Below are 18,918 nucleotides of genomic sequence, written 5' to 3' on the forward strand. Positions count from 1 at the left end.
CGGGTTTCCCGTCTCTGAGTTGCGTACCGCTAAACCATTAAATCACTGACATCCTATAGATGTATCTGCCCGGATAGTCATCTCAAAATTCAACAGTGACTTGAGCCTATGGCTCCTGCGCTTCGTGCGCCGCTAATCCACAACAAGGAAATCTGTTATGAAAGCGAAGTTTCCGGCTGCGCTGGCGGCCGTGCTCGTCCATGAGGGCGGCTATTCAAATCATCCGGCTGATCCCGGCGGCGCGACGATGTATGGCGTTACACAGCGCGTCTATGATGGATATCGCAAAGGTCTTGGCAAGAAAACCCAGACCGTGAAGAACATTAGCGTTCAAGAGCGCAGTGCGATCTACAAGAAACAATATTGGGATCCAATCAAAGGCGACCAGCTTCCGGCCGGCGTTGACTATGCGATGTTTGATGGCGCCGTTAATTCCGGGGTGAGCCAAGCCGTCAAATGGCTGCAGCGTGCTCTGGGCGTGGCATACAGCGGTGCTGTAGATGGCTCCATAGGCGTTGGGACTCTGGCAGCGCTCAAGTCCATCGGGGACAATGATGCGCTTGTGGCCCGTATCTGTGCCCATCGTCTGGCATTTATGAAGGCTTTGAAGACATGGAAGACCTTTGGGCGAGGCTGGTCCTCCCGCGTTGCTCAGGTGAAGAAGATCGGGCAGGCATGGGCAACCGGGTCGGTTGGTCCCGAGCCTGTTTATGAGGATGGCATGGATGGCAAGGCGTTTCTTGCTGATGCCAAGAAAGCTCCTAATCGTGCGGCCGGCGATGCCGCGGCTGGCCTTGGTGTTGGTGGCTTCTCTGGCGCATCCGGTATTGATCAAGCCAAGGATTCGATTGCGCCTATAGTTGGCAGCAGTTCAATCATCGATAACATTTACACAATCCTTGTCGTGGCATCGGTTGTGATCACGCTCGGTGGTATTGGCTATGGCATCTATGCGCGGCGCAAGAAGGCTCAGCTTGCGGATGCTCTCGATGTTGATCCGGTGGCGCTATGACCGCTCTACTCGCACTTATCCCCGGACCTATCAAAACCGCACTGATTTGGGCACTGGCAGCGTTTGTACTCGTGTCTGGTTCATACCTCTATGGGAAGCGTGTCGGCACTCAGCAAGCTGCTGTCTCAGCTCTTGAAACCTCTGTCAAAGTTCTCCGCAAAAGGAATGAAATCGATGAAACGGTATCTACTACCGATGCTTCTGCTTTGTGCTCTGAATACGGGTTGTCAGTCGATGACCAAGCAGAATGTGTGCGACGGATTCGGGAAACTAACTCCGAACCTTGAAACCACTGTCACTATCCTCAAGAGCGACCGGCCATTCGCCAATCAGGTTGCTTCACATAATAGCTTCGGGAAATCCCAAGGCTGCTGGCAATAGCATCGCATTTACGGGGCATGGGGAATGGGAAGAATGGAGGCGGACATGCCTAACAGTAACAATGGAATATTCGATCCAATGGCACAGTATGCCCGGCTCTCGGAGCGGGTAGAGAACCAAGGCAAAGACATAGTTGACCTTCGTTCCAACATGAATACCGGGTTCCAATCGGTAAATGCCAGCATCGGCACGATCTCAAACGAGCTGCGTGCAAGTATCGGCACTTTATCAAATGAGTTGCGGGCGAACTCGGAAACCCCATGGCCTGTTATCTGGACTGCTGCCGGCGTCTGTTTCGTCATTCTGTCAGCCATCATGACGTTTGTCTATGGAACCTTGAACAAGGAACAATCCCGGTTGGACTCTGCCATCATAAAAAGCACTGAAATAACTCAGATGGCAATAACGAAGCTGTCCGATGCTGTGCAGACCTCAGTGAGTGACATCACCAAGAACTCAGTTCCATTGGCGGCCTTTCAAGACTTCCGATCTTCCTATGAAAATAACAGGATCGTTTCTCGCCAAGAGAACATTGATAAGTTCGGATCGATGAGGACCGATATAGACAAGATCAAGGATGATCAGGTGCCCCGCAAGGAACATGAGCGTGTGTGGCAATCCTACGATGCCCAACTCGCCGCTGATCGTGAGGCGCGTATTGCTGCCAACATGAACTTGCAGCGTCAACTCGATGAGGTAAAGCAGACACAATCCGGCTTCTTCGGTCAGCGTGATTTGAACATGCAAGTGTTAGATCGGCTGGAGCGAATAGAGCGTGACCGGCGGCAGGGAATTACCCAGCCGTAATTGATCAACTCGTGCCAAGAATGCACAAGTTCAATTCCGCCGCGGTGTCCTCGCGGACGGGCGGCGTGTCGATCTCCTACGTGGTTATTACGGTGCCGAGGTTAAATCGCTTCCAAATGTTTCAAAGACTTTGCTAACCTTAATTGTAGGTTTCCTCAGTTGGCTTAATGTAGTAGCGCCAGTTGGAACGTTCTGAATGATTGGTCTCGATTTCAGTTTTCATACTGGCGACAAGGAGATCGATGCTGGATTCAGAGTCCACCTCGTCGATGACATGGTCGACATTATCACGCAGGTGGCGAGCTATGAGCTGTAGTTTCATGATTTCCTTGGGCCTTCAAGGATTGCGATTGAACTGTTGAGGGATATCACATCGGTCGTGGGTCTGCCCAAGGGCATCTTGGCTTTCTATAAGCACTTTACCTTCCCAGTCCAGTAAAGAATGGCCAATCGTCATTCGAAAACGTGATTGGTCGGGGGTAGAAGTGCGGCGAGCTAAGCCCTGCGCCGCGCAGGTTTTCGCTTTCCCCACCGCTCCAGCTTGCCAGTTGATACCGGACGGCCTGCCGCCTCGACGTAAATTTCGGCTTCCTTCGCAGCTTCAATGAAAGCCATGCGCGCAACGCCGGGTGACAGTTTGCCATCGTAGCATTCCAGTAGTGCGTGCTTGGCGATGTCAAGCCTTTCAGTATCCGTTCCCGGCCATTCGTTCACAATGAACTCTGCCGCCTGCATTATGGAGGTGATTACCTTCATCTTGCCGAGCTGGCGGGTCATAACGGTTACTTCTCTGAACGGTAAATCTTCCATGAGTCAGTGAACGACTCTTGCGACGAATCAGTTCCGCGATTACCCATCATCTTTGAAGCGGCTGTTCTTCCCCAATAGTGCGTGAAGATTGCTTTTGGAAATTGTGACGCGACGCTTTCTAAAGCGCTTGAAGATTTTCGGCTGAGCAAAGCTCCAAAAAACTTCTACCTCAATTTGGTTGCCGTCATCAATCGCCTCCAAGTTGCTTGGAAGGAACATTTCAATCTTGAGGCTCTCACCAGTGTCGATGCTCACAGCGGACGAACCCGGTACTAATGATTCTACTATTGATCGAGTGGAATTGTCTTTTGCTAATCCGAAAGAATTTAATCGCTCACCATTCTTCCATCTGATAATAATGGGCCTATCTCCCTTGTTCGTAACATCTAGAATCGGCCATTTCTCAACTGAACCTGTAAGCAGAGGTTTTGCACGAATAATCATTGACGGAGCTGAGCTTAAAAACCTGTCCCAGACTACGAAACCGCCAGTCAGAAGACCGACAATTGAGCCGATGCCCTTTATAGCCTCCCAGATACCATCCACTATATCTTGCCTTCGTGCTTATGCTCGCCGCAGTACCAGACAATTCCATACCGCCCTGAGAAACCAAAGCTCCCCCACGCCTTGCAGTCTTTATGATCGCACCAATGCACGAACAACCCGGCAGGTGCGGATTCCATATGAGCAGGGTATTCAGGCTTGGGCGAGGGCGGCGTTTCAGACATCGGGTTTCTTCATAAGTTTCGACATATGCATTTTGACCGACTCGGCCACAGTCTTATCTAGCGCAAGCGATGTGTTGTCTGCCACGTCTATTATGGCGGCAAGGATTTCAGCCTTCCCCCATCCCGCAAGATGAGCGGCGTCTACAATCTCCAGCACCAAATCTTCTACAGCCATTTGGCAATCTGTTTCCCGATCCGGGTATGGCCCGTTCCGCTTGGGTACGATGACCATCATAACAGTCGCGGCTCTGCATCGGTGATGCTTGCCGTATCTGGCGGAGCAATAGGCTTGATCTGGACTGGAACCGTTGTATCGGTGCCGTGATAGCTGTTCTTATTGACTTCCTTCGATACCGGCCACGCTTGAAGCGTTTCCTCGGGGGCAGGTCGCAGGAACCGTTTGTTTGGCTCTTGCAGCCATTCTGCCCAATCTGCCGGATCCAGGATGACCGGCATACGGGTGTGTATCTTGCTCATGAAGTCGTTGGCTTCGGTTGTGATGATAGTGCAGCTTTCGATCACTTCATTTGTCACCCGATCTGTCCAAGTCTCATGCAGTCCTGCAAAGGTGAGGGGCCGTTCATTTGCTGCCGAAATATACCACGGCTGTCTATCGGTCTTAGGGCCGGTCCATTCGAAGAAACCGGACGCCGGGATTAGGCAGGGCCGCTTTTTGAAGGCGTTACGGAACATGGGCTTTTCAGCAACGGAATCATCGCGGGCATTAAACGTTGCAGGAACCTCTTTCAGCGTCTTTGACCACCATCCGGGCACAAGCCACCAACGCTTTTCGGAATAGTGATTGCTGCCGTCATCGCCTTTAGTAATAACCCCGACTTGCTGGGTTGGCGTGATATTATACCTCGGCTGTAGATTTCGCGGCGTCGCAGGGATAATCGAATACATGGCGTGAATTTCCGCCCATGTGTAGAACTGAGTGAATCGCCCGCACATCAATCATCCCCCTCTGTGCTTTGCGCGCCACGCCAAGCGATTGGCTCCATGGGGCCATAATTCAACAGGAAGGTCTTTCCCGCCACCTTTTTCTTCCGGGTATTCGATCCAGCGAGCAAAGGCCTCTTTGACCTGATTGGCGGCTCCTTGCTTCGAATCTTCAATCCCTCTCAACTGCGCTTTGCGAAACTCACCATGTCCAAGTTGGAACGACCACTCCCAAGCGTCCTTACGCCAGCCCGATATGTGCGGGAAAATCCTGCCGATAGTCTCACCCTCGACAATGGCAATAAAGTCGCCCGGCGCTGTTTCGCCGCCGATGACAGTTCTTTCCCATGTGATGGAATAACTCACCTCAAAAAACCTCGAATCAATCGTTTTGGTGCGAAGGTGGTGCGTCGGGTTTGGGTGAACCCCTGAAAACACTGGTCGGAGTGAGAGGATTCGAACCTCCGACCCCGTCGTCCCGAACGACGTGCGCTACCAGGCTGCGCTACACTCCGCGACCAGTAAGGGCGGTATATAACGCCGTCACTAAAGCGCTGCAAGATGGTTCAGAAGCACTTTTTTAATTATAGAAGCGCGAAATTCGTGAGGCGTGATTAGTTAAGACTTTAGTTCTGTGATCATTAGGATAAGTCTTGTATTCGTTGACCAAGAAGTTCTGAAATGCTGAAATAACGGGGCATAAATGACAATCGAAAAAGCAACAATCATCAGCTTTGTTATGAGCGGCGGTGTAGGTTCAAGGCTTTGGCCATTGTCGCGCGAAGATTTTCCCAAGCAGTTTCACAATTTGTCGGGTCAGGGCTCCATGCTGCTGCGCACAATCAAGCGCATGGCGGCACGCAGCGACACGACAGTTCCCGTTTATTTGTTGGCATCGGAGCGTCATTCGGACCGCATCAATCAGGATCTGGCGGGAACGGATCTGGCGGGCGGGCGTCCCATTCTTGAACCAATGGGGCGTAACACAGCCTCCGCAGTGGTGCTGGCGACAGAAATAACCTTGCGCGAACATGGCGATGAGCTTGTGCTTGTGGTGCCGTCCGATCATGAAATAACAACCGATCGCGATTTCTGGAACACTGTTGAAGCCGGTGTCGAGGCGGCCAAGGCGGGACGCATTGTTGTGTTCGGTATCAAGCCGGATCGCCCGGAAACCGGATTCGGTTATATTGAAGTGGCTCCTGAGACAACACAGACACGCGATGTCGTGCGCTTTGTTGAAAAACCGAACGAGGAGACTGCAACGAAATATCTTGCGTCGGGAAACTTCCTTTGGAACGCTGGTATCTTTCTTTTCCGCGCCAGCGTGATGCGCGACGCTTTCCGGCAACATGCAGCGGAGATTTGGGACAAGGCTGTTGCAGCCTTGAATGAGGCGAGCACCAATATATCGGGCACTTATTTGCCGCATGATCTTTATGCCGCCGTACCGTCGATATCCGTCGATTACGCAATCATGGAACACGCGAAAGATATCGCATTGGTACCAGCAAAGTTTCGCTGGAATGATCTTGGTTCCTGGCAATCTTTGCTGGAAGTGGGCTCGGTTGACGGCAATGGCAATGTGCTGGTCGGCGATGTCGTGGCCATTGATTGCGAGCACAGCTATTTGCGCAGCGAAGGCCGCTTGCTCTCGGCCGTCGGCTTGCGCGATACGGCTGTCGTAGCAACCGCCGACGCGACCTTCGTCGCTCCGGTCAATGAGAGTCAAAATGTCAGGAAAATCGTCGAACAGCTTGAAAAAACTGGCCGATTGGAAACCAAATTCACGCCTTCACAAGACCGGTTGCCGCAAGTTGGCGCTTATGGAAACCGGGTGAGACATTGGCTTTTTGACGAAACATTGCCGCTTTGGTCAACGGTGGGCGTCGATACGCGCCATGGCGGCTTTCATGAAGCCATGTCGTTTGACGCAATTCCTATCAACAAGACCAAGCGCATGCGGACGATGGCGCGGCAGATATATGCCTTTGCCGTGGCCAAGGAAATGGGCTGGGATGGACCGGCGCATGACCTTATCGAGCACGGGCTGAGTTTCATTACCAAAGGGCGCACGGATCGGGGCGGCTGGGTCAAGACATTCAATCCGGATGGCAGCATTCTTGATGCCTCGGAGGACACTTATGACCAATCCTTCGTTCTCCTGGCGCTGGCCCATGCGCATAAGGCAGGGCATCCGCAAGCATTGAGGCTGGCAACGGAGACCTTCGCTTTCATCGACGAATATCTGGCAGATTCGCGCATGACAGGATTTTTGGAAATGCCTGACGATAAGGGGCTGCGGCGTTCCAACCCGCATATGCACCTGCTTGAAGCTTTCCTTGCCTGGTATAGTGCAACCGGCAATCGCGATTATCTGCAACGGGCCGCGCGTATCGTCGATCTTTTCCGTCATCACATGTTCGATGCGGAAACATGGACGCTTGGCGAGTATTTCAGCAATGACTGGGACCGAGCACCGGGCGAGCAGGGCGAGTGGACCGAGCCGGGCCATCACTTTGAATGGGCACATTTGCTCTCGGCCTTCGCCGCATCTTCGGGCCAAAAGGATGCAATCCGTTATGCCCGCAAGCTCTACGCCTCAGCCATTGCCAATGGCCTGAACCGTTCGACGGAACTTGCCTATGGTGCGGTCTCACGGCATGGCCTGCCACTTGACACCAACTCTCGCAGCTGGCCGCAAACGGAAGCCGTCAAGGCCGCTATCGCGCTTGACGGAAATGGCGGGCCCGATCTGAAACCTGAAGTGGAGGCCCGTGTTGGACGGCTCTTCCGCTGGCATATTGAGCCTGCGCCGAAGGGGTTGTGGATTGATCTTATTGATCAGAAAGGGCGAGCCAAAGCCGAAGAGGTTCCAGCTTCGATCTTCTATCATCTGGTCAGCGCCCTGACGCAATATGTCGACTATGTTGGGAAGCGCCCTCAGTAAGTTAAACTCTTACTTCGCCGTCATCCTCGATCAAGCCCGAGGATGACGGCGAGGTTAGTAGTTCTCGCAACGATCCTCAGTAAGGGCTTTCCACATTTCCGGTCTCGACATAGACCGACTTGATCTGGCTATAGTGATACAGTGCTGCCAGGCCATTTTCGCGTCCGACGCCTGATTGCTTGAAGCCGCCAAAGGGCATTTCCACCGGCGCCAGATTATAGGTATTGATCCAGCAGGTACCGGCTTTGATTTGGCTTATCACTCGATGGGCACGGGAAAGGTCCTTGGTGAAAACGCCAGCGGAAAGGCCAAATTCCGAGTCATTTGCACGGGCAATGACCTCTTCTTCCTCAGTGAAGTCCAGCACCGTCATAACCGGGCCGAATATTTCTTCACGCGCGATGATCATATTATCAGTCACATTGGTGAAAATGGTCGGCTCGACGAAGCAGCCGCCCTCAAAACCCTGCATCTGAGGCACGCCGCCACCGAAATGCAATGTCGCCCCTTCAGTTTTGCCCTTTTCAATATAGGATACGACCTTGTCGCGCTGTGCAGCATTAACAAGCGGGCCGAGATGAATTTCCGGATCAAGCGGATCACCAAGGCGGATAGCTTTTGTTCGCGTGGTCAACCGGTCGAGAAACTGATCCTTGATACCGCTTTGTACGAAAACGCGGGTGCCGTTGGAACAAACCTGTCCTGTTGAATAGAAGTTGCCCAAGAGCGCGCCGCCGACAGCGTTTTCGACATCTGCATCGTTAAAGATGATCAAGGGAGACTTGCCGCCCAGTTCCATTGTGGCGTGCTTCATATGCGAGCCAGCCTGTGCGAGCACGCGCTTTCCTGTCGGCACGGAGCCCGTCAGCGATACTTTGGCAACAAGAGGATGATCCACGAGTTGCGAGCCAACATCGCCAAAGCCCTGGACGACGTTGAACAGACCGTCTGGCAAGCCTGCTTCCTTGTAAATCTCGGCAAGCGCCAAGGCCGAAAGCGGTGTATTTTCCGATGGCTTGAAAATCATGGCATTTCCTGCTGCCAAAGCGGGAGCAGATTTCCAACCTGCACCCTGAATCGGGTAATTCCATGCCCCAATGCCAACGCATACGCCCAGTGCCTCGCGGCGTGTATAGGCGTAGGACCCGCCGAGCTCGATCATCTCGCCATTGAAACCAGCAATGATGCCACCGTAAAACTCCAGCGCATCAGCGGCAGATGCCGGGTCAGCAACCAGCGTTTCCTGAATGGCCTTGCCGGTGTCCAAGGTTTCAAGATGCGCAATTTCTGCATTGCGTTCCCGGAGGATGTCGGCGGCGCGGCGAAGGATACGGCCACGCTCAACAGGTTTTAAAGCAGCCCATGCGGGCTGGGCAGCGGCAGCGGCTTGTACGGCCTGTTCGATGAGCGCTGGCGTTGCTCCATACAGTTTGGCAATGATTTCGCCGGTGGCCGGATAGATCACGTCGAGCGGCTTGCCTTCCTTGTCTTCTACAAAGCGGCCATTGATGAAATGCGATGCCTTTGGCTGCGCGCGCATGATGTTCTCCTTGAATTAAAAAGTAGCATAGGCGTTATGCGTGGTTCGACAAGCTCACCATGAGGAAGGTGGATGATGGCACCAGCAAAACTCGGCGGCGCCTTGCAAAGTATCAACCTTCCTCATGGTGAGCTTGTCGAACCACGCATAATGGTACTGCAAGATCATCGATCACTCACTTTCCACCGTGGATTGATCCAAGGCTCCTGGTTGGAACGGGGTAGTGGATCGCGGCCAAGAATATGATCTGAGGCCTTCTCCCCGGTCATAATCGATGGGCCATTGAGATTGCCATTGGTAACGCGCGGGAAAATGGATGAATCCGCAACGCGCAGACCTTCAACGCCGATCACACGGCATTGCGGATCGACCACTGCCATTGGATCGCTTGTCGCGCCCATCTTGCATGTGCCGCATGGATGGAAAGCGCTTTCTGCATGTTCGCGCAGGAAATCGTCAATTTCATCATCCGACTGGATATGAGCGCCGGGAGAAATTTCCCGGCCCCGATAGGGCGTCAAAGCATCCTGGCCGAAAATCTCACGCGTAAGCCGTACCGCATGGCGGAAGTCCTTCCAATCATCGGGATGCGACATGTAGTTGAACAAAATCTTGGGCTTCTCGAATGGATCGGAGGAGCGGAGCGTAACGCTGCCTCGCGATTTGGAGCGCATGGGACCAACATGGGCTTGAAACCCATGGCCTTTGGCCGCGGCCTTCCCATCATAGCGGATTGCTGCAGGAAGGAAGTGATATTGGATATCCGGATAATCGATACCGGGTTTGGACCGCACGAAAGCTGCGGATTCAAAATGATTGGTCGCGCCGTCACCTGTCTTGAAGAAGAGCCATTGCGCGCCGATCAGTCCCTTTGAAAACAGCCCAAGCTTGGAGTTCAAAGTTATCGGTTTCAGACTTTCCTGCTGGATATAGACTTCCATATGATCTTGCAGGTTCTGGCCGACGCCCGGTCGGTCTGCAATGACATTTATACCATGTTCTTTTAGATGGGCGGCTGGCCCGATCCCCGACAACATGAGTAGCTTTGGCGAATTGATGGATGAGGCCGCAATAATAACTTCGCGTCGTGCCCGAATAGTTTCAACCTTGCCGCGCCGCGTGATTTCGACACCAACGGCCCGTTGATTCTCAATGATCACGCGCCGGGCAAAGCCATTGATCAGATTCACATTTTTGCGCTTCAGGGCTGGGCGCAGATAGGCATTGGCGGCCGACCAGCGGCGACCATTGTGAATGGTCTGCTCCATCGGGCCGAAGCCCTCCTGTTTGGAACCATTATAGTCCTCAGTAACCTCGAAGCCTGCTTCTTGCCCTGCTTTGACGAAGGCATGAAATAAGGGATTGTCGCGGCGTCCGCGCTGGACATGCAGCGGGCCATCTGTTCCGCGCCATCCGGCTTCACCGCCATGGGAGTGCTCCATGCGTTTGAAGTAAGGCAGCACATCGGCATAGGACCAACCCGTTGCGCCGCTTTCGGCCCAGTGGTCAAAATCATGAGCATGGCCCCGCACATAGACCATGCCGTTGATGGAGGATGATCCACCGATGACCTTGCCGCGAGGGGTGACGAGCGTGCGCCCACCCAGATGCGGTTCAGGCTCTGAGGTAAAGCCCCAATCATAGGTGCTCATATTCATCGGGAATGAGAGTGCTGCAGGCATCTGGATGAACGGGCCGATATCAGTGCCGCCAAATTCGATGACCAGCACTGAATATTTTCCATCTTCCGACAGGCGATATGCCATGGCGGAACCTGCCGAACCCGAACCGACTATAATGAAATCTGCTTCCACGACTGTCTCACTCGCCGCGCGGATAGCGGGCGTTCTCTTCCAAAACGTTCAAATCCATATGATTGCGCATGTAGCGCTCGGAGGCTTTTTGCAGCGGCTGATAATCCCACGGATAATAAGAACCATTGCGCAGCGCCTCATAGACAACCCATCGCCGCGCCTGACTTTCGCGCACAGCAGCGTCAAAGGCCTTGAGATTCCAGCGCTCCCGCACGTCAGCCATGAATTTTGCCACTGTGGCAGCGAAGGCCGGGTCATCGGCAAGGTTTGTCAATTCATGCGGATCGGATTCAAGATCAAAGAGTTGCGGCGGATCGATCTCGCAATGCACGAACTTATATTTGCCGGTGCGAATACATATGAGCGGCGCGTTTGAACCTTCCGCAGCATATTCCATGAGCACAGGTCCGCTGCGATCCTTGCCGCTGAGCAGCGGGGTCAAATCCTCGCCATCGGTCCAGGGGAGAATTTCAGCAATATCAATGCCGGCAAGGGCGCCCAAAGTCGGATTGAGGTCGAGGGTCGATACAGGCTGCTTGATTAATTGAGGCTTGATGCCCTTGCCCGCGATCATCAGCGGCACACGGGCGGAGCCCTCGAAGAAGTTCATTTTGAACCATAAGCCGCGGTCGCCCAGCATATCTCCATGGTCGGAGGTGAAGACGATGATTGTATCGTCAAGCATCCGGGTGGTTTCAAGGGTTTCGATAAGCTCGCCAACCTTGTCATCAATATAGCTGATGTTGGCGAGATAACCCCGCCGCGCACGGCGCACCTGCTCAGGGGTAATATCAAACGCCGTGTGATCGCAGGCATGCAACAGGCGCTGCGAGTGCGGGTCCTGTTGGTCAAAAGGGATCGCTGCGACTTGCGGATCAAGCGCAGGCGAATTCTCGTACAGGTCCCAATATTTGCGCCGCGCCACATAGGGATCGTGCGGATGGGTAAACGAGACGGTCAGGCACCACGGACGGCGGGCCGTATCATCGGACTCGCGCGATAGCTGATAGAGTTTCTGGCGTGCGTGAAACGCAACTTCGTCATCATATTCCATCTGGTTGGTTATCTCGGCAATGCCAGCACCCGTGACAGAGCCAAGATTATGATACCACCAATCAATGCGCTCCCCCGGCTTACGATAGTCCGGCGTCCAGCCGAAATCGGCAGGGTAGATATCCGTCGTCAGCCGTTCTTCAAGTCCATGCAACTGATCCGGCCCAACAAAATGCATCTTGCCGGACAGACCCGTATAGTAGCCGGCGCGGCGCAGATGGTGGGCATAGGTCGGAATGTCAGAGGCAAATTCAGCCGCATTGTCATAGACCCGGGTTCGCGATGGCAATTGGCCAGACATCAGCGAGGCGCGAGCAGGCGCACAAAGCGGGGAAGCCGTGTAGGTATTGGCAAAGCGTGCCGAACGCTGTGCCAAGGCTTTCAGGTGCGGCGCATGGATGAAATCGGCCGGGCCGTCAGGAAACAGCGTTCCGTTCAGTTGATCTACCATGATGACAAGAATATTGGGCTTCATAGGGCGGCTCTTGAGCGTTCGGAGGCGGCAAGCTTGGTGGTAACGTAATCTTCCACGAGGGCTATGGCTTTGGCTGCTTCAGGCGCGCCATTGCGTAGCGCGTGGCGGATATAAAGTCCGTCAATCATTGCGCCTGTTCCCTCGGCTATCTGGAGCGCGGTTTCCCTGTCTGTCAGTTGCTGCAAGGCATAAGCAAGATTGGAATGCATGCGCCGCGCGTAGACCCGTAGGAGACGGCGCGTCTCATCGGACTGCTGTGCATGAACGTAGAATGTCAGCCAGGCAGCGATAGTCTGCGGCGCAAATTGCGCCGCAGAAAAATTGACAGCGATAACAGCTGCGATGCGTGCCGATGGCGTTCGTGCATTGTGTAGCGCGCCAAGAAGGTCCTGGCCAAGCTCGTTCAGCAAATGCCGCATGGTGGCGAGGATCAACTGTTCCTTGCCGCCGAAATAATGATGCGCCAATGCAGCCGAAACGCCAGCTTCCTGGGCAATCTGGGCCACCGTTACATCCAAAGAACCGCGCTCGCCGATCGTGCGGATAGCAGCATCGATCAATGCGCGTTTTCGCAGTGGTTCCATTCCGACTTTTGGCATGAAAGTGTCCTCGTTCGAAAGAAAGACTATTCTTGATTGACTGATCAATCAATAAAAAATTTATGCAGATATTACGTGTTTATACGACATTTACCTTGAAGGACTGGAGGTCCATGTTTAGCTGAAGTACATGACATTTTGTGGAGGAATGAAATGACAGCCTGCATCGTTGGATGGTCGCACTTGCCGTTTGGCAAGCTCGAAGGCGAAACTGTGGAAACGCTAATCGTCAAAGCGGCGCTGGGCGCGCTGGATCATGCGGGCATCGGCCCCGAAGATGTCGATGAAATCGTGCTGGGCCATTTCAATGCGGGTTTCTCACCGCAGGACTTCACCGCGAGTCTCGTTCTGCAAGCCAGCGATGCGTTTCGTTTCAAACCGGCTACACGGGTAGAAAATGCCTGCGCGACAGGTTCGGCGGCCGTCCATCAAGGTATCAAGACCATTCGCGCCGGTGCTGCAAAAGTTGTTCTGGTTGTTGGTGTTGAGAAGATGACCTCCACGCCGGGGCCGGAGATTGGCAAGAACCTGTTGAAGGCCTCTTACCTGCCGGAAGAAGGTGATATTCCAGCGGGATTTGCCGGTGTGTTCGGTCAGATTGCAGCGGCATATTTCCAGAAATATGGCGACCAGTCCGATGCCCTTGCTACTATTGCTGCCAAAAACCACAAGAATGGCGTCAATAATCCTTATGCGCAGATGCGTAAGGATTTGGGCTATGATTTCTGCCGTCAGGAGAGTGACAAGAACCCGTTTGTCGCCGGTCCGTTGAAACGCACGGACTGCTCACTGGTATCCGATGGTGCCGCGGCGCTGGTGCTGACCGACACACAGACGGCCTTGAAGATGCGCCGTGCTGTTGCTTTCCGTGCCGCCGCCCATGTGCAGGATTTCCTGCCGATCTCCAAGCGCGACATATTGCAGTTTGAAGGTTGCGCGGAAGGATGGAAACGGGCACTTGATCAGGCAGGGGTTACAATTGACGATTTGTCCTTCGTCGAAACCCATGACTGCTTCACCATCGCTGAACTGATAGAATATGAGGCGATGGGGCTGGCAAAGCCGGGAGAGGGTGCAAAGGTTGCCCTCGAAGGCCAGACCGCAATGGGCGGCCGCTTGCCAGTCAACCCATCTGGCGGGCTAAAAGCCAAAGGCCATCCAATTGGCGCAAGTGGCGTTTCAATGCATGTGCTTTCGTCGATGCAACTGACCGGGGAAGCAGGCGGCATTCAGGTGCCGGGCGCAAAGCTTGCCGGCATATTCAATATGGGCGGCGCTGCCGTGGCAAACTACGTTTCGGTGCTTGAGCGGATCAAATAGGGGGGCGGGCTATTTATAGGCAACCCAACCCTTGAACGTCAGTCCAGCATAAAACAGCTCGATATTGGAGAACCCTGCTTCGCGAAGCAGGGCTTCATCCTCTTCAGGCGAGAGGACCGGCAACCGCTCCTTCATGGTCCTGATATTGTTTTCAGATTGAAAGGCAAGCACCCCAGATAAGGATGCAAAAGCCGCAAAGCGCGTCAGCCATTTGTCTGGTTCCGCTCCTTGCGTGGGGAAACTGTGGTGCGCAGCGACGAAAGGTGCCCCTGGCTTCAGTCGACGTTGGATGCCGCGCAATGTTTGCAGCCGCTCCCCGCGCGGCAGGAAGTGAAGCGTCAAAAGGCAGGTCGCAGCGTCGAAAGGGCCTTCCGGCGCTTTATCGATATAGCCCTCCTGGAATGTCACGCGGGAAGCCAGAGAACCGAGATTCGTTTCGGCCAGTTGAAGCATCTCCGCTGACGGGTCAATGCCATCAAAGCGCCATTCCGGTTGCAGCTCCGCAAGCGCTTTCAGCTCCATTCCTCCGCCAGCTCCAAGCACCAGCACTCGCGCATCGGCAGGAGCCCTTTCCGCCAAAAGCAGGCCGGTCATCTTATGCAGATGGCGAAGGCCCGGCACGAGCTGTTCGGTTCTTGCCGCATATCCAGAAACAATATCGGGGTCGCAAAAGGATGCCATTCAAAATCTCCTTAGGGAGCAGAGCCAAGAGGAATGTACTCTAAATCATGTAACTATATATGTTACATATAAGCTGATATTCAAGACGCATGAATTTTGAGGACAATAATTGCCTTGCAAAAAACCCGTTGCTTTAAAAGCCCACTCTGCCAAATCCAGGAACTTTAAGTCCCGGATTCAAAATATCCAGACCTGCAACTAAGCCCATGAATTGAATCTCGAAACCGCTGCGAGCGCCAGCTGAAATCCCTGCATAGCCGAAAAGGTTTGCGTGGAAATTTTGCCAGTCATCATCGATAGCAAAAAGCCTGCCTTCCGTAGGAAAATCCCTACCAATTGCATTAGGAGGCAGGACGATCCCGATTTGCGGCACGGCTCGCAGGACATGCGCCACAAAGCTGTTTGAGTTGGGGCCGGGCCAGATAACGTAATTGCCGTGCGCGGCGTAAGGATAGTTGGTAATAGCAGCCTCAATCCGGGGGATGAGGGATGCCGCTTCCTCGCCGTGAATCTCATGAATAATGGTGGGCTTGTTGGAATACCAGTTTCCGTCCGCATCATAGGCGTTCTTGCGTACGGGATTACCCCAGCCAACGACATCGTAACGATCATAATTGGTAGCCCCGGGCCGCTTCAGTACCAACCAGCTATGCAGGGAGAGGGCGCCTTTGAGACCGCCAGTCCGCGCCGCCATAATATAGATTGCAGCATCGTTGGCGGCAGGCTGAGCCAGCAGAACACCGCTTGAACTCCAGTCGGCATCACGCCAGTTCGCCGCGTGGGTCTGCGTCATCCACCACCCTGTTGCCATCATGGCCGGCGCTAGAAACATCACAAAGATAAACAGCGCAAGACGGCGGAAGAGCTTCAGCAAGCAGTTTCTCCATTGGAAAGATACACGGAGCAATCTATAACGGCATAAATTCGGGCCGATTTCAGCCCTATTGATGGGAAAATTTAGGTATCATGAGCAATCCGGTTCTGGTGGAAGTTTTTCGGGGCGAAACGTCAGAAAGCCGCCATCGCGGCGCAGTTGTTGTCACCGATGGGGATGGCAAGGTTGTGTTCTCGCTCGGCGATATTGAGCGCCCCACATTTCCACGTTCGGCAATCAAGGCGATACAGGCCTTGCCACTCGTGGAGAGTGGTGCTGCGGACGCCTATGGCTTTGGGAATGAGGAACTCGCCATGGCTTGTGCCTCTCATTCTGGTGAGCAATTGCACGTCGCAAAGGCTGGCGAAATGCTGTCCCGCGCCGGGCTTGATTCGACAGCGCTTGAGTGTGGTTCCCACTGGCCATTTGAACAATCCGTGCTGATTGACCTTGCCAGAAGCGGGCAACAGCCAACGCCTTTGCATAATAATTGTTCCGGCAAGCATGCGGGCTTTTTGTGCACCTGCAAGCATCTTGGTATCGAAACACAGGGTTATTCCGCTTTGGGTTCGCCCGAGCAGGACATGGTACGCGACGCCATGGAAAGCGTGACTGGCGCAGCCCACACGCTGGATCATTGTGGAACGGATGGCTGTTCCATCCCGACTTACGCAATTCCATTGCGTAATCTGGCGCATGGGTTTGCGCGCATGGCGACCGGAACCGGATTTGAGCCCCGCCGCGCACAGGCTGCAAAGCGGCTGCTCGACGCTGCCATGGCCGCGCCGTTTTACGTTGCTGGAACCGGGCGTGCCTGCACAAAACTGATGGAAATGGCTCCGGGCCGCATATTCGTCAAGACTGGTGCGGAAGGCGTGTTTGTGGGCGCGCTGCCCGAACTGGGACTTGGTATCGCCGTTAAATGCGATGATGGTACGACGCGGGCCTCCGAGGCAATCATTGCCACAGTGCTCGCCCGCATCTATCGCAATGAAAGCGAACTGGAATCGAAGCTCGATCGCTTCGCTGACCGTGAAATGCGCAACTGGAATGGCGTGACTTTTGGTGTGGTCAGCCCAACGCCAGCACTGACCGATGCGATGATCAACTGATCTGTTTTCCTAACTGATGAGATTTGCCAACGGATTGGTGGCTTATCTCATCGTACTTGTCGGTAGCCCTCGCAGTACCTACTTTAACCTCATGAGTAGAGCTTTTACCAAAGAAGATGACAGCAATTCATCGATTGATCTTGGCGAGCGCCCATTAAGTACGCATCGTAATCTGGTGACAATCGAAGGATTGGCAATGATTGATGCAGAACTGGCGGCGGCTCATGGCGAATTGGCAAAGGGAAACGCCGAGGCAGACCGTAATATAATTGCCCGCGCATCCCGCGATCTGCGCTATTGGTCGGCCAGGCGCGAAACGGCTGAACTCTCAATTCCTGATCCGGATAGCGATGTTGTGCGCTTCGGCATGACGGTTACGATTGCCGACGAGGACGACAAGAAGCAGGTTTGGAAGATAGTCGGCGAGGACGAAGCCGATGCAAGTCACGGAAAAATCTCGCATATATCCCCTATTGCCAATCTGATGTTTGGCAAATCAATCGGCGACAGCTTTGTGCTGAATGGTCATGAGTGGGAAATTGTGAAAATTCAAATAAACGAATGACTATGGGCGAGCCGCGAACTACCCTCTCAAAGAGGATTTATTCCGTTTCTTTTGAAGGTGTGGCAACGGGCGTAGGTTGAAACCCTTCTTTCGTCTCAATTAATCTCACCTCGTCGTCCACTTTTAAATTATAGCGGGCAATAATTTCTGCAGGAAAGATGAAACCAACTCATCCTCCATCTGCAATAACGTAAATTTGGCCCCGTCATATAAGCTCGATTACAGCGACCATACATCAAACCGTCAAGCTAACCGCTATTATCTAAAGCCAGCCCTTCTTCTTGAAAATGAGCAGTGGAATAACGGCGGAGGCGATCATAACGCCAAGCGCCATGGGATAGCCCCAAACCTTGTCGAGTTCGGGCATGAAGTGAAAGTTCATGCCGTAGATCGAGGCCACCAGCGTAGGCGGCATGAAAGCCACTGCTGCGACGGAAAAAATCTTGATGATGGCATTTTGCTCGATGGAGATGAGGCCAACCACTGTGTCGAGCAGGAAGGTAATCTTGTTGGAAAGAAAATCTACATAAGTGCTCAGCGATTGCGTATCGCGTTCAAGTGATTTGATCCAGGCTCGCGTTTCTTTCTTGTAGGTGTTCTGGTCGGTGATTGCCGTCATGTAGACCAGCAAACGGCTTACACCCGCTATGCTTTCACGAATTTTGGAAAGAAACGCTCCTTGCCCGCCAATACGGGTGAGGCTGTCACGAAAATTCTTGGTTGTCATTGGCCGGTCTTTTTCCGACCGGCGGAAAATTGCAAATGAATTGTGGTCGATATCACCCGCAACACCTTCGAGAATATCGGCAATACGATCCGTTACAGCTTCGATGATGCCGAGCAAAATGGTGACGCCGCTGCACTTGACATTGATCAGCCCATTGCCAGCTTTGCTGACGCGGCTGATGTAAAGCGCGAAGGCTTTTGGCTCGCTGTAACGCACTGTGACGAGCATAGGGCCGGTCAGTATGAAGGTGATCGGCGCAATGCTGTGGTGTTTATTCTCAGTTGAGTGAAGGATCGATGCTGTAAGATATTGCGAGCCATTATCGGCATAAAACCGGCTGGATTCCTCAATCTCGATCATGTCTTCCTTGGTCGGGATGGAGGCCTTGGTCCAGCTCTCGGTCTGAACATCTTCTTCATGGGTTGGATTCAAAAGGTCGATCCAGACCGCATTGTCCGGTGCCGGATCGCCAGCCTGCGCAATGTGAGAGACGAGACGGTCGCCATCAAGCGTATAAATTGTAATCAT

General features: G+C 53.5%; 19 protein-coding genes and 1 tRNA gene. 6 read left to right on the top strand and 14 right to left on the bottom strand.

What is annotated here, in order from left to right; all coding sequences use genetic code 11:
* Positions 1 to 157: 157 nt before the first annotated feature.
* On the top strand, positions 158 to 1,012 hold the full coding sequence (locus V9K95_RS11390) for a glycoside hydrolase family 108 protein (protein ID WP_336440890.1): 855 nt from the start codon (positions 158 to 160) through the stop codon (positions 1,010 to 1,012).
* A gap of 426 nt (positions 1,013 to 1,438) precedes the next feature.
* Positions 1,439 to 2,200 carry a hypothetical protein gene (locus tag V9K95_RS11395; protein WP_336440891.1) on the top strand — a complete coding sequence of 254 codons (762 nt, stop codon included), beginning with the start codon at positions 1,439 to 1,441 and terminating at the stop codon, positions 2,198 to 2,200.
* A 139-nt stretch (positions 2,201 to 2,339) separates the two neighbouring features.
* On the opposite strand, the gene V9K95_RS11400 is transcribed toward V9K95_RS11395, so the two are convergent.
* From V9K95_RS11400 to V9K95_RS11430, 7 genes are all read right to left on the bottom strand, one after another.
* Positions 2,340 to 2,522 (bottom strand): hypothetical protein, encoded by a 183-nt coding sequence (locus V9K95_RS11400; RefSeq protein WP_336440892.1) that lies wholly within the window; start codon positions 2,520 to 2,522, stop codon positions 2,340 to 2,342.
* A 173-nt stretch (positions 2,523 to 2,695) separates the two neighbouring features.
* Positions 2,696 to 2,977, bottom strand: coding sequence for a DUF982 domain-containing protein (locus tag V9K95_RS11405; protein WP_336440893.1), 282 nt, complete (start codon positions 2,975 to 2,977; stop codon positions 2,696 to 2,698).
* A gap of 72 nt (positions 2,978 to 3,049) precedes the next feature.
* On the bottom strand, positions 3,050 to 3,556 hold the full coding sequence (locus V9K95_RS11410; RefSeq protein ID WP_336440894.1) for a hypothetical protein: 507 nt from the start codon (positions 3,554 to 3,556) through the stop codon (positions 3,050 to 3,052).
* 174 nt (positions 3,557 to 3,730) lie between these two features.
* Complete coding sequence (locus V9K95_RS11415) at positions 3,731 to 3,913, bottom strand: hypothetical protein (RefSeq protein WP_336440895.1); 183 nt, start codon at positions 3,911 to 3,913, stop codon at positions 3,731 to 3,733.
* Between the two features lie 56 nt (positions 3,914 to 3,969).
* Positions 3,970 to 4,692, bottom strand: a complete 723-nt coding sequence (locus tag V9K95_RS11420) for an SOS response-associated peptidase (RefSeq protein ID WP_336440896.1) — start codon at positions 4,690 to 4,692, stop codon at positions 3,970 to 3,972.
* 3 nt (positions 4,693 to 4,695) lie between these two features.
* Positions 4,696 to 5,046: a hypothetical protein gene (locus V9K95_RS11425; protein WP_336440897.1), complete on the bottom strand. Its 351-nt coding sequence runs from the start codon at positions 5,044 to 5,046 to the stop codon at positions 4,696 to 4,698.
* A 72-nt stretch (positions 5,047 to 5,118) separates the two neighbouring features.
* Positions 5,119 to 5,195: transfer RNA gene (locus tag V9K95_RS11430), tRNA-Pro, on the bottom strand.
* Between the two features lie 188 nt (positions 5,196 to 5,383).
* Between V9K95_RS11430 and V9K95_RS11435 the strand changes: the two genes are divergently transcribed.
* Complete coding sequence (locus tag V9K95_RS11435) at positions 5,384 to 7,630, top strand: AGE family epimerase/isomerase (protein ID WP_307283516.1); 2,247 nt, start codon at positions 5,384 to 5,386, stop codon at positions 7,628 to 7,630.
* 76 nt (positions 7,631 to 7,706) lie between these two features.
* Here V9K95_RS11435 and betB read toward each other — a convergent pair whose 3' ends face one another.
* The 4 genes from betB to betI form a co-directional block, all read right to left on the bottom strand.
* Positions 7,707 to 9,170 carry a betaine-aldehyde dehydrogenase gene (gene betB, locus V9K95_RS11440; RefSeq protein ID WP_336440898.1) on the bottom strand — a complete coding sequence of 488 codons (1,464 nt, stop codon included), beginning with the start codon at positions 9,168 to 9,170 and terminating at the stop codon, positions 7,707 to 7,709.
* A 164-nt stretch (positions 9,171 to 9,334) separates the two neighbouring features.
* Positions 9,335 to 10,984, bottom strand: coding sequence for a choline dehydrogenase (betA, locus tag V9K95_RS11445; RefSeq protein ID WP_336440899.1), 1,650 nt, complete (start codon positions 10,982 to 10,984; stop codon positions 9,335 to 9,337).
* A gap of 7 nt (positions 10,985 to 10,991) precedes the next feature.
* On the bottom strand, positions 10,992 to 12,512 hold the full coding sequence (betC, locus tag V9K95_RS11450) for a choline-sulfatase (RefSeq protein ID WP_336440900.1): 1,521 nt from the start codon (positions 12,510 to 12,512) through the stop codon (positions 10,992 to 10,994).
* Complete coding sequence (betI, locus tag V9K95_RS11455) at positions 12,509 to 13,111, bottom strand: transcriptional regulator BetI (RefSeq protein ID WP_307283527.1); 603 nt, start codon at positions 13,109 to 13,111, stop codon at positions 12,509 to 12,511. The genes betC and betI overlap by 4 nt, the downstream gene beginning before the upstream one ends.
* Positions 13,112 to 13,264: 153 nt before the next feature.
* Between betI and V9K95_RS11460 the strand changes: the two genes are divergently transcribed.
* Positions 13,265 to 14,431 (top strand): acetyl-CoA acetyltransferase, encoded by a 1,167-nt coding sequence (locus V9K95_RS11460; protein ID WP_336440901.1) that lies wholly within the window; start codon positions 13,265 to 13,267, stop codon positions 14,429 to 14,431.
* A 9-nt stretch (positions 14,432 to 14,440) separates the two neighbouring features.
* On the opposite strand, the gene V9K95_RS11465 is transcribed toward V9K95_RS11460, so the two are convergent.
* Both V9K95_RS11465 and V9K95_RS11470 read right to left on the bottom strand, forming a co-directional pair.
* Positions 14,441 to 15,112, bottom strand: a complete 672-nt coding sequence (locus V9K95_RS11465; RefSeq protein WP_336440902.1) for a class I SAM-dependent methyltransferase — start codon at positions 15,110 to 15,112, stop codon at positions 14,441 to 14,443.
* A gap of 133 nt (positions 15,113 to 15,245) precedes the next feature.
* Positions 15,246 to 15,983, bottom strand: a complete 738-nt coding sequence (locus V9K95_RS11470) for a DUF3750 domain-containing protein (RefSeq protein ID WP_307286451.1) — start codon at positions 15,981 to 15,983, stop codon at positions 15,246 to 15,248.
* A gap of 92 nt (positions 15,984 to 16,075) precedes the next feature.
* On the opposite strand from V9K95_RS11470, the gene V9K95_RS11475 reads away from it, so the two are divergent.
* Positions 16,076 to 17,098, top strand: coding sequence for an asparaginase (locus V9K95_RS11475; protein WP_115051981.1), 1,023 nt, complete (start codon positions 16,076 to 16,078; stop codon positions 17,096 to 17,098).
* 91 nt (positions 17,099 to 17,189) lie between these two features.
* Positions 17,190 to 17,663, top strand: a complete 474-nt coding sequence (locus V9K95_RS11480; RefSeq protein WP_336441010.1) for a GreA/GreB family elongation factor — start codon at positions 17,190 to 17,192, stop codon at positions 17,661 to 17,663.
* Between the two features lie 262 nt (positions 17,664 to 17,925).
* Here V9K95_RS11480 and corA read toward each other — a convergent pair whose 3' ends face one another.
* Positions 17,926 to 18,918 carry a magnesium/cobalt transporter CorA gene (gene corA, locus V9K95_RS11485; RefSeq protein WP_115051980.1) on the bottom strand — a complete coding sequence of 331 codons (993 nt, stop codon included), beginning with the start codon at positions 18,916 to 18,918 and terminating at the stop codon, positions 17,926 to 17,928.

Source organism: Phyllobacterium sp. CCNWLW183, assembly GCF_037203775.1.
Classification (GTDB): Bacteria; Pseudomonadota; Alphaproteobacteria; order Rhizobiales; family Rhizobiaceae; genus Phyllobacterium; species Phyllobacterium ifriqiyense.